A 10,683-nucleotide genomic window follows, 5' to 3' on the forward strand; every position below is an offset into this window, starting at 1 on the left:
ACCACGATGCTGTACGGCGCCCGCGAGTGCGCGCGGCTGGTGCTCGAGGAGGGGCTGGGCGCCTACCAGGCGCGTCACGCGCTCCACGGGAGCGCGATGCTGGCGGGCGTCCAGGGGCTGGGGCTCGAGGTCTACGGCGACCCGGCCCACAAGATGTCCAACATCGTGGGCGTGGTGATCCCGGACGGCGTGGACGGCGAGGCGGTGCGCGGCACGCTGCTGGCGGACTTCGGCATCGAGATCGGCACGTCGTTCGGCCCGCTCGCCGGGCGCGTGTGGCGCATCGGCACCATGGGCTACAACGCCCGCCAGGATGCGGTGCTCACCACGCTTGCCGCACTCGAGGCCGTGCTGCGTCGCCACGGCCACGCGGCTCCGGGGGGCGCGGGGGTCGACGCGGCCTACGACGTCTACGGCGGGGCGGCGTGAGGGCGCGAGCCTCGGCGGGCGCCCTCGCGGACGCGAACGAGGTGCTGCGCCGGTGCGACGTGCTCGCCGGCATCTCCGCCATGGAGGGCGGCATCGAGCGCACCTACCTGTCGCCCGAGCACGCCGCCGCGAATGCACAGGTGGCGCAGTGGGTCGAGGCGGCAGGCATGCGCGCGTGGCAGGACCTCGCGGGCAACGCGCGTGGTTCGTACGCCGGGGCCACGCCCGAGGCCAAGACCCTGCTGCTGGGCTCCCACCTCGACACCGTCCCGAACGCCGGCCGTTACGACGGAATCCTGGGTGTGATGATCGCGATCGCGGTGGTGGGCCGTCTCCAGGAGCGCGGCGAGCGCCTGCCGGTCGCGCTCGAGGTACTCGGCTTCGCGGACGAGGAGGGCACGCGCTTCGGGCGTACGCTGCTGGGATCCTGCGCGGTGGCGGGAACCTGGGAGACCGCGTGGCTCGACCTGCGCGACGGCGCGGGCGTCTCGCTGCGCGACGCCCTGGCGGCGTTCGGCCTCGATCCCGACGCCGTGGGTGACGCGGCGTTGGACCCGGAGGCCGTGCGCGGCTACCTCGAGGTCCACATCGAGCAGGGGCCGCTGCTGCTCGACGCCGGCCGCCCGCTCGGCGTGGTCTCCGGGATCATGGGCGCCAAACGCTTCGACCTGTCGATGGAGGGCAGGGCCGGCCACGCGGGCGGGGTGCCCATGCGCCACCGTCGCGATGCGCTGCTGGGCGCCGCGGAGACCGCGATCGCCGTCGAACAGGTGGCGTTGGCGGAGGGGGTGGTGGGCACGGTGGGGGAGATGCGGGTGCTGCCGGGGGCCGCGAACGTGATCCCCGGGAGGGCCGAGTTCTCGCTCGACGTGCGCGCCGCGACGGATGCTCAACGGGACCGGGCGTGGGAATCGATCCGGGCGCGAGCGCTGGACAGCGCGGTGTCCCGTCGGCTCACCCTGGTCGACACGCTCCGGCACGTCGCACGCGCCACCTCGTCGGAGCGGCGCCTCAGCGAGGCCGTCGAGCAGGGGATCCGCGCCGTCACGGGCGACGATGCGCCGCTCGAGCTGTTGTCGAAGGCCGGTCACGACGCCATGGCGATCGCGTCCCTCACCCCCTACGCGATGCTGTTCGTCCGCTGCGGCAACGAGGGCGTGAGCCACCACCCCGACGAGTCGGTCACCCAGGAGGACGTGGCACTCGCGATCGATGCCTTCGAGGCCGCCGTGCTGGCGGTGGGCCGGAGCTGACGTCCCCGCCGCGGACGGCGCGGGCGCCGCTGGATGCCGTTCCGTTTGACAGGGCATCCGGCGGGGAGTGTGATGCGTCTCAGGGGCCCGTGCGTGAGGCCGAGGCCCCGCGCGGATCCGGCCGGGGAGGCTCGTCGTGAAGAGGCTGAGGGTGCGCCACGGTCGAGTCACCATCGTGGCCCCGGGAAGTGCCGGCTGGCTCGTGGCGGGACTGGCCCTGGTGGCCGCCTACATGGTGGTCGGCATCCCGCTGTCGCTGTACCAGCTCCATCACGCCGGCAGCGTGGGCGGGTTGATGGAGTTCTATGCGCTCGGCGGGCTCGGCCTGGTGCTGCCGGGCGTGCTGATCGTGCTGCGGCTCGGGCTCGGTGAGCGTACGGGCGTCACCACGCTGGTGGTCGACGACGACCAGGAGGAGGGCGTCCTCCTCGCGGTGATCGACGCGCACCGCGACCTGAGGGAATTCCTGGTGCGGCCGCAGACGGCGGGCCGGTGCCGCGCGGCGCTGGGCGCACCGCCGCCGAGCGAGCGCCTCTAGTCCTCCTGAGCGCGGCCGTCGGACACGGGGCCGGTTGCGGAGAGTCGCGCGGGTGCCGGGTCCGTCCACACGGGCATCGCCTTGGGCAGCACCACCGCAAGCGCCGCGAGCACCGCGCCCGCGGGCACCACGGCACTCCACAGCGCTCGCGAGAGCACTGTCGTGAGCCAGTACGGCACCGAGGTGAGGAATCCGGGCGAGCCGAAGTCCGTTGCGGACATCCACCACTGCTCGATCGCCAGGCCCAGGGCGATGCCGCCCCCGGCCATCGCGATTCCGATCCAGAACAGCCGCCTCCAGCTCATGGCCCGAGTCCCCCTCCAGCATCCCGGACTCCGCGGATGGCACCCGGTGCCTTCACCCTAGCCATCCACGTCAGCCGCCGCGCCCAGGCCGGTGCAGTCGACCTGCTGGGCGCCGTGCTCGGCGAGATAGGGCCCCGCGCCCGTGTCGCCGTCGAGCGTGGGCATGAGCGCGCGCACGTGCGCGGCTCCCAGCAGCACCGGGTGTCCCGGCACGCCGGCATCGACCGCGCGGGCGAGCACCGCATCGTCCCCACGCCAGAGCGCCGCGACGCGTCCGACCGCCTCGGGCGCGAGGCCCGGGAGGTCGACCAGGGTCACCAGCACGGCGCCGGCGCCGGCGTCGAGCGCGGCCTCCAGGCCGGCGCGCAGGCTCGCACCGATGCCGCTCGCCCAGTCCTCGGCGACCACCCCGGCGACGTCGCGGGGGAGCAGGGCCGCCGCATCGTCCGTCCGCGCGCCCAGCACCGCGATCACCGGATCGCACCCGGCGCCCGCGAGCAGCGCGCACGCGCGTGGCAGCCATGCGCCGAGGTGGTCGCGCGCCAGCGCCTTGGGTCCGCCGTAGCGGGCGCCCGCGCCCGCGGCCAGCACCACGCCTGCCAGAGATTTCGACATACTGGTCATCCTAGGGAGGCGTCATGATCGAACCCACGCGCGAGGACCTCCTCGCCTGCCTGCATGTCGACCGCTGGGCCCAGACCGTCGCCGGTCGCGCCTACGGATCGATGCTCGACCTGGAGCGCGCGGCCGTGTCCGCGGCCACCCCGCTCGCCGATGACGAGATCGAGGAGGCGCTCGCCGCGCACCCGCGGATCGGAGAGAGCCGGCCGGGCGACGACGCCGAGTCGCGATTCTCGCGCTCCGAGCAGTCCGCGAGCGAGAGCGACGACGACGCCCTGGCGGCGAGGCTCGCGGAGCTCAACGCGGCGTACGAGGACCGGTTCGGGCGCGTGTTCCTCATTCGGGCCGCGGGCCGCTCGCGCGAGGAGATCGTGGCGGAGCTGGAGCGGCGGCTCGGCAACGACCCGGTGGTCGAGCTGTCCGAGGTCGCGGATCAGCTGCGCGGCATCGCGCTGTTGCGGCTGCGCGCCACGTACGGGGAGGCCGCGGCATGAGCCACGTGACCACGCATGTGCTGGATGCGACCACGGGAAGGCCGGCGTCGGGCATCCGCGTCGCCCTGCTGCATCGCGGGGTCGAGATCGCGGAGGGCGTGACGGACGCCGACGGCCGCGTCTCCGAGCTGGGCCCCGAGCGACTGGGCGAGGGCACGTACGAGGCGGTCTTCGCGACCGGCGCCTGGTTCGGCGACCACGGCGTCGCAAGCTTCTACCCGGAGGTGCGGATCGCGTTCGCCGTCGACGGCGATGCCCACTATCACGTGCCGCTGCTGCTCAGCCCGTTCGCGTACTCGACGTACCGCGGAAGTTGACGCGTCAGGAATCTCCGCGACCCTCGATCCGTTGAGCCGGCATGACTATCGAGATCGAGATCTGGTCCGACATCGCGTGCCCCTGGTGCTACCTGGGCAAGCGCCGCCTCGAGGAGGCCGTGGCGGCCTCCGGCGAGGAGGTGTCCGTTCGCTACCGCAGCTTCCAGCTGGACCCGACCATCCCGCGCGGCTCGCGCACCCCGCATGCCGAGGCGCTGGCCACCAAGTTCAATGCCCCAGCCGAGCGAATCCGTGAGATGAACGGCCGGCTCGAGGGCCTGGGGGCGCAGGCCGGGATCGACTATCGGTTCGACCGCTACGTGCAGGCCAACACGCGAGACGCCCACCGCCTGCTCCACCTCGCTCACGAGCGCGGCCTGGGCCCGGAGCTCAAGGAGCGACTCATGCGTGCGCAGTTCACGGACGGCGCCTGGATCGACGACCACGCACAACTCACCGATTTCGCCGTCGAGGCGGGCCTGGACCGGTCCGAGGTGGCGGCGGTGCTCGCCTCGGACCGCTACGACGACGCGGTGGAGGCGGACGTGGCCCAGGCGGCGGCGTTCGGCGCGACCGGCGTGCCGTTCTTCGTCTTCGACCGCGCGTTCGCGGTCTCGGGCGCGCAGCCCGTGGAGACGTTCACCCTCGCGCTGCAGAAGGCGCGCGAGGCGCGCGCCGTCGCCCCCGCTCCCGCCTGACCTCCGCGCCGCTACTCCCGCGCCAGCGGTGCGGATTAGTGTCGCTTTTCGGCCGGAAATCGCTCAACGGTAGCGAATTGTGTCGCCGGCGCCTAAGAGCCAACGCGCGGCCGCCCGGTCTGCGATCTCGCTACGCCCGGTGCGCGCGGTAGTAGGCGATCAGCGCCTGAGTCGACGCGTCCTGCGACGCCAGCGCATCCGCATCGCCCTCGATCGCCGGGGCGATCTGCATGGCGAGCTGCTTGCCCAACTCGACGCCCCACTGGTCGAACGCGTTGATGCCCCACACCACGGACTGCGTGAAGGTGATGTGCTCGTAGAGCGCGATGAGCTGGCCCAGCACCGCCGGAGTGAGCGCGGGGGCGAAAATCGACGTGGTGGGCTTGTTGCCCGCGAACGTCCGGGCCGCAACCAGCGCGCCCGTGGTGCCCTCCGCCTCGACCTCCTCCGCCGTCTTGCCGAACGCCAGCGCCTTGGTCTGCGCCAGGAAGTTGGCGAGGAACAGGCCGTGGACGTCGCGGCCGCCGTCCTCGAGCGGATACGCGGGGTTGGCGACGGCGATGAAGTCCGCCGGGATCAGGCGCGTGCCCTGGTGAATGAGCTGGTAGAAGGCATGCTGGCCGTTGGTGCCCGGCTCTCCCCAGAAGATCTCGCCGGTGTCCGAGGTGACGGGCGAGCCGTCCCACCGCACGGACTTGCCGTTCGACTCCATCGTGAGCTGCTGGAGGTACGCCGCGAAGCGGTGCAGCTGCTGCGCATACGGCAGCACGGCGTGCGACTGGGAGCCCAGGAAGTTGCAGTACCAGACGTTGAGCAGGCCCATCAGGACGGGCACATTCTTGTCGAGCGGCGTCGTTGCGACGTGAGCGTCGACGGCGTGGAAGCCGGCGAGCAGCTCGCGGAACACGTCCGGCCCCAGCGCGATCGCGAGCGACGTGCCGATCGCCGAGTCGACGCTGTACCGGCCGCCCACCCAGTCCCAGAATCCGAACGCGTTGGCGGGGTCGATCCCGAACGCCTCGACCTTGTCGAGCGCGGTGGAGACGGCGATGAAGTGGTGCGCCACCGCATCGGCCTTCTCCTCGTCGGTGCCGACGGCGACGCCGGCCGCGGCCAGCGACGTCCACAGCCACTCGCGGGCGAGCCGCGCATTGGTGAGCGTCTCGAGCGTGGTGAAGGTCTTGGACGCGACGATGAACAGCGTGGTCTCCGGGTCGAGCCCCTTGACCTTCTGGCCCATGTCCGTCGGGTCGATGTTCGACACGAAGCGCGCCTCGATGCCCGCGGTCGCGTACGGCTCGAGCGCCTCGTAGACCATCACGGGGCCCAGGTCGGACCCGCCGATGCCGATGTTGACGAGGTGCGTCACCTTCTTGCCGGTGATGCCCGTCCAGTCGCCGGAGCGCACGCGCCCGGCGAACGCGTCGATCGCGGTCAGCACGGACTGCACGTCGGCGTCGATGTCCTGACCGTCGACCGTGAGGGCCGGCGAGGCTCCGGCGGGCCGCCGCAGCGCGGTATGCAGCACCGCCCGGTCCTCGGTGGTGTTGATGTGCTCGCCGGCGAGCATCGCGGCGTAGCGGTCCGCCACCCCGGTCTGCTCGGCGAGCCTCACCAGGCTGCTCAGGATCTCGTCGGTGACGAGGTTCTTCGACAGGTCCACGTGGAGATCGGCGAGCGGCAGGCTGAGGCGCTCGACGCGCGTGGCGTCGGCGGCGAACCACCCGCGGAGATCCGGGGTGAACGATGCGTGGTGGGCTTCGAGCTCGGCCCAGGCGGACGTGGTGGTGGCGTCGATAGGTGCAGTCACGACAGTCAGGCTAGTCGGGTTCGCGCCGTCGCGCCCGGGACTCCCGCCCGGGACGAGTTCGCGGAGACGATGCGTCGGTGAGTTCCCCGCAGCAGTCGAGGATCGCTCCAGACCGTCGGTGAGTTCCCCGCAGGGCGACACGGGTGGGAGAAGGCGCGGCTACAGCTCTGGCGCCACCGCGCGGCGCCCCTGCACGAACACCGCCGAGATCGCGGGCTGCCGCAGCCCCATGAGCAGCGTGAAGAGCTCCTCAAGCGTGGCCTGAGCCTCGTCCTGCGACCGGATCCCCATAGACAGCATCCCGTCGAGCGGCTCCCAGCGCGCCGTCTCCACCAGCAGGAAGTCCGCGTCCTTGCCCACGTCCAGGTTCCCGAACGCGTGCTCCATGTCCAGGGCCCGCGCTCCGGCCAAGGTGGCGGCAAACAGTAGCTCCGCCGGATGCACCGCCGTGCCCGCGTCGCCGGGCTCGGAGATGTGCACCTTGTAGCAGTCACCCGCGACGCGCGAGATCAACCATTCGTCCCCGGCCCCGATGTCCGTCCCCAGCGCCACGTTGACCCCGCTGTCGACGGTCGCCCGCCATGGCATCGTCCCGGAGCCCAGGAACAGCTGCGACGTGGGGCAGTGCGCGATCGATGTCCCGGTCTCCGCCAGGCGCGCCAGCTCCCGCGGCTGGCAGTGCACCGCGTGTGCCAGCGAGGACCGGCGACCCAGCAGCGACAAGCCGCCCACCTTCGATCCGGGGAGGAAGCGACCGTCGTACGTGTCGAGATAAGCCTCGACGCCGTACGAACCCAGCACCGCCGCGATCTCGCCGTCGCCACGGCGGTTGTTCTCGTTGAGGTGCGAGTGGAAGTAGACGCCGCGGTCGCGGACGGAGTCGTACAGCTCGCCCATCGCGGCGAGCGTCCCGGCCGTCACGGACAGCGAGAAGCGCGGCACGATCCCCACCTGGATGCGCGCCGTCCGCGGGTCGCCGGTGTCGATGGCGTGCCACCTGTCGATCTCCTCGGCCACGAGCTTGAGCGCCTCGGCCTCGCTGGTCATCAACGCCGACGCCGCCGCCGGGCCCACGGTCTGCACGCCGCGCCCCGACACCACCCGCAGCCCCGCCGCGAGCGTCTCCCGGTACAGCGCGTCCTGCGCCACCGGGAAGGCGCTGCCGAACACCATGGCCGCGGTGGTTCCCGCGGCGACCCGGCGTCGCGTGAAGTACCGGGCCGCCCGCGACGCGAACGCCTCGTCCGCGAACCTAGACTCCGTGGGGAAGATGCAGTGGTCGAGCCACTCCAGCAGCTGGCCGCCGCCGTGCGCCGCGGTGGCGTAGCTCTGCGGGAAGTGGACGTGCGCGTCGACGAATCCCGGGATCAGGTAATCGGCGCGGGTCACCGGGGCGTCGACGTAGGCCTCGGGAAGGTCGCCCCACGGCCCCAGCCAGACGATGCGACCGTGGGCGTCCACCGCCATCGCGCCGTCGGGGATCGATACCAGGTGCGCGGCTACCTCGGACTGCGCGGGTGCGCCCTCGATGTGGAAGACGTGGGCGCGGTAGACCTGTGTCATACCAGGCCCGAGTACTGCCGCCATGCGGGGCCGGCGTCCGGGGCGTCGTCGCGGATCACCGAGGCCTGGATGAGTCCATACGGGCGGTCGTCGGCGTGGAAGACCTCGTTGCCGTTGACGATCCCGAAGGGCTCCAGGTCGTACGCGAAGTGGTGCTTGTTGGGGGCGGAGAGCCGCACCTCGACCAGCTCGGGCACCGCCTCGATGGCCGCCTTGCCCATCTCGTACAGCGTCTGCTGGAGGGCGAGCGAGTGGAAGCTCGCGAACGTCTCGACCATGGCGGTCTTGATCGCCGCGTAGGCCGCGTCGAAGTCGAAGCCCGCGATGTCGACCGGGCCGAACCGCCAGGCCGCTACCAGGGACGTCGCCATGATCCGGTCCGAGGTGGGCTCCAGCACGGTGTACTCGTCCGCAAGGAACCCGTGGAATTCCGAACCCGAGGATTTGAGCACCACCAGGTCCTTGAGCCCGCCCGTAATCCACGTCCGCCGCGCTTCGCCCGAGCCCTCGACGGTCACGGACACGGTCCGCACCTCCTGCCCGGTGCGCACCCAGCTGAAGTCGTGCTCGACGCCGCCCACCGAGACCCGCTCCCAGCCGAACTCCTCCAGCTCGAGCCGCGCCTGATCCACCGGCTCGACGTCGTCCACGAAGTGCGTGGCGAGCGCGTAGGCGTAGCGCTCCAGCGACGTCAGCCCCACGGTCTTGGCGAACGCGTAGGCGGTCTGCTTCTGCGTATCCGTGGGCAGCACCGCGCCCTGGTCGCCGGTGAGGTGGGCCTGGTCGAAGCGGCCGCGCAGGCATGAGGACACGTTGACGTCACGGATCTCGTGTCGAGGGGAGTCGCGCACGATCCGGACGATGCGGTTCTCCGCCTTGCCGTACTGGTGGTCGCCCAGGATGATGCCCATGGCCCGCCCTTCCGCGGTGGTGATCCACTCATCATCGTGCCCCCGCCGCGCGCCGCTCGCCCGTTTTCGCGGATTGTTCGCCAATGTTCACACCGCCGAAACACGAGGCGTTTCAGTGCCGAATGTTGATGTGGCGAACAGGCCCGCCACCCCGCTGAAGCCCCGCGCCAGGCCCTTGGCACTCCGCACGGAGTTGAGCGCGACACGCCGCGGATCGCCTCAGATTCGGCCCGGATGGCGGCGTGTCGGATCCGAAACCGTGCCCAGTGTCAGTGGGGGCGCGTGCCCAGTGTCAGTGAGGGCGCGTGCGGAGTGTCAGTGAAGCCGGGCCTAGGGGCGCGCGAGCAGCACGCCGTCCGCGGTCTCCGAGCCCGCGATCCAGACCCGCCGCGCGCGGCCCACCAGCGACGCGCCGTCGAAAGCGCTCACGGGGTTCTTGTGGGCCAGCTCGCTCGCGTGCACCGCGAACCGCTCCTCGGGCGCGAACGCCACCAGGTCCGCGTCGCGTCCCGCCTCGATCGCCCCCTTGGAACCCAGCCCCGCCCACGCCGCGGGCCGGGCGCTGGTCCAGGCCACGGCATCGTCCAGCGAGAATCCGCGCGCCCGCGCGCCGGTCCAGACCGCGGCGAGGGACACCTGGAGGCCCGCGATCCCACCCCACGCGAGCCCGAAGTCGCCGCCGTGGCCCAGCTTGAGATCGGCGGTGGCGGGGGAGTGGTCGGAGGCGACGAAGTCGATGGTCCCATCCGCGAGCGCCGCCCACAGCAGCTCACGATTCGCGGCGGAGCGGATGGGCGGGCAGCACTTGAACTGCGTGCCGCCGGCGGGGATGTGCTCCGCGTCGAAGGTGAGGTAGTGCGGGCAGGTCTCGGCGGTCAGCGGCAGCCCCTCGGCCTTCGCGGCTCTCACGAGCGGCAGCGCGGCGGCCGAGGACAGGTGGAGGATGTGCGCGCGGACGCCGGTGGCGCGCACGCCGTCGATGACGGCCCGGATGGCGCCCGTCTCCGCGGCGTCGGGTCGGGAGGCCACGAACGAGTCGTAGTCCCGCCCGATTCCGTCCGCGTGGGCGTCGAGCACCTCCGGGTCCTCGGCATGCACGATGAGCCGACCGCCGAAGCCCGCGATCTCCTCCATCGCGGCGCGTAGCCGGGCGCGGTCGAGGTGGCCGAACTCGTCCACCCCGCTGGGCGCCAGGAAGCACTTGAAGCCGAACACCCCGGCGTCCCACAGCCCCCGCAAGGCCCCGAGGTTCTCGGGCACCGCCCCGCCCCAGAACCCCACGTTGACGTGGGACTTCGCGGCGGCGACCGACCTCTTCACGTCGAGCGCCGCGACGGTGGTGGTGGGCGGGATCGAGTTGAGCGGCATGTCGATGAGGGTGGTCACGCCGCCGGCGCGCGCGGCGCGGGTGGCGGAGTCGAAGCCCTCCCACTCGGTGCGGCCCGGCTCGTTGACGTGGACGTGGGTGTCGACGGCCCCCGGGATGAGCACCTCGTCCGGCGCCAGCGTGACCTCGACGTGGGCGTCGAGCGCCGCGTCGAACGGCTCCACGGCGACGATGCGCCCACCGGAGATCGCGACGGCCGCCGGAGCCTCGCCGCTCGGCAGCGCGGCGCGGGCCGCGCGGATCACGAGGTGGTGGGTCATGGCTTCCCCTCGGGACGGGTGACAGACTGGCGGACGTGTTCGAGATCGCGCGCGAGGTGCTGGCGGAGTTGGACGCCGGCGAGTCCGTGGGCGTGGT

Annotated in this window: 11 protein-coding genes and 1 pseudogene; 6 read left to right on the forward strand and 6 right to left on the reverse strand. The window is 72.1% G+C overall.

Annotated elements, in window-relative coordinates; translation table 11 throughout:
- The 3 genes and pseudogenes from Q0L54_RS07590 to Q0L54_RS07600 all read left to right on the forward strand — a co-directional run.
- Positions 1 to 429 (forward strand): annotated as a pseudogene (locus Q0L54_RS07590) (alanine--glyoxylate aminotransferase family protein); the annotation flags it as partial.
- On the forward strand, positions 426 to 1,682 hold the full coding sequence (locus Q0L54_RS07595) for an allantoate amidohydrolase (RefSeq protein ID WP_296666777.1): 1,257 nt from the start codon (positions 426 to 428) through the stop codon (positions 1,680 to 1,682). The pseudogene Q0L54_RS07590 and the gene Q0L54_RS07595, both read left to right, overlap by 4 nt.
- A gap of 136 nt (positions 1,683 to 1,818) precedes the next feature.
- Complete coding sequence (locus Q0L54_RS07600; RefSeq protein WP_296666779.1) at positions 1,819 to 2,220, forward strand: hypothetical protein; 402 nt, start codon at positions 1,819 to 1,821, stop codon at positions 2,218 to 2,220.
- On the opposite strand, the gene Q0L54_RS07605 is transcribed toward Q0L54_RS07600, so the two are convergent.
- Both Q0L54_RS07605 and Q0L54_RS07610 read right to left on the reverse strand, forming a co-directional pair.
- Entirely contained in the window at positions 2,217 to 2,525 is a 309-nt protein-coding gene (locus tag Q0L54_RS07605; protein ID WP_296666782.1) for a hypothetical protein, read from the reverse strand. The genes Q0L54_RS07600 and Q0L54_RS07605 overlap by 4 nt on opposite strands.
- Positions 2,526 to 2,582: 57 nt before the next feature.
- A complete protein-coding gene (locus Q0L54_RS07610; protein ID WP_296666784.1) occupies positions 2,583 to 3,140 on the reverse strand; it encodes an NTP transferase domain-containing protein in 558 nt (185 codons plus the stop codon).
- Positions 3,141 to 3,163: 23 nt separating this feature from the next.
- Here Q0L54_RS07610 and uraD point away from each other — a divergent pair, with 23 nt between their 5' ends.
- Genes uraD through Q0L54_RS07625 form a run of 3 tightly spaced genes read left to right on the forward strand, consistent with a single transcriptional unit; the run spans position 3,164 to position 4,655 of the window.
- Complete coding sequence (uraD, locus tag Q0L54_RS07615; RefSeq protein WP_296666786.1) at positions 3,164 to 3,640, forward strand: 2-oxo-4-hydroxy-4-carboxy-5-ureidoimidazoline decarboxylase; 477 nt, start codon at positions 3,164 to 3,166, stop codon at positions 3,638 to 3,640.
- Positions 3,637 to 3,957 (forward strand): hydroxyisourate hydrolase, encoded by a 321-nt coding sequence (uraH, locus tag Q0L54_RS07620; protein WP_296666787.1) that lies wholly within the window; start codon positions 3,637 to 3,639, stop codon positions 3,955 to 3,957. The genes uraD and uraH overlap by 4 nt, the downstream gene beginning before the upstream one ends.
- Before the next feature lie 41 nt (positions 3,958 to 3,998).
- A complete protein-coding gene (locus Q0L54_RS07625; RefSeq protein WP_296666790.1) occupies positions 3,999 to 4,655 on the forward strand; it encodes a DsbA family oxidoreductase in 657 nt (218 codons plus the stop codon).
- 130 nt (positions 4,656 to 4,785) lie between these two features.
- On the opposite strand, the gene pgi is transcribed toward Q0L54_RS07625, so the two are convergent.
- The 4 genes from pgi to allB form a co-directional block, all read right to left on the reverse strand.
- Positions 4,786 to 6,465 (reverse strand): glucose-6-phosphate isomerase, encoded by a 1,680-nt coding sequence (gene pgi, locus Q0L54_RS07630; protein WP_296666793.1) that lies wholly within the window; start codon positions 6,463 to 6,465, stop codon positions 4,786 to 4,788.
- A gap of 159 nt (positions 6,466 to 6,624) precedes the next feature.
- Positions 6,625 to 8,028 carry an amidohydrolase family protein gene (locus Q0L54_RS07635; protein WP_296666795.1) on the reverse strand — a complete coding sequence of 468 codons (1,404 nt, stop codon included), beginning with the start codon at positions 8,026 to 8,028 and terminating at the stop codon, positions 6,625 to 6,627.
- Entirely contained in the window at positions 8,025 to 8,939 is a 915-nt protein-coding gene (gene pucL / locus Q0L54_RS07640) for a factor-independent urate hydroxylase (protein ID WP_296666796.1), read from the reverse strand. Before pucL ends, Q0L54_RS07635 begins: the two co-directional genes overlap by 4 nt.
- 330 nt (positions 8,940 to 9,269) lie before the next feature.
- Positions 9,270 to 10,586, reverse strand: a complete 1,317-nt coding sequence (gene allB / locus Q0L54_RS07645) for an allantoinase AllB (protein WP_296666799.1) — start codon at positions 10,584 to 10,586, stop codon at positions 9,270 to 9,272.
- Between the last annotated feature and the right edge of the window lie 97 nt (positions 10,587 to 10,683).

The organism is Demequina sp. (assembly GCF_024642165.1).
GTDB lineage: Bacteria > Actinomycetota > Actinomycetes > Actinomycetales > Demequinaceae > Demequina.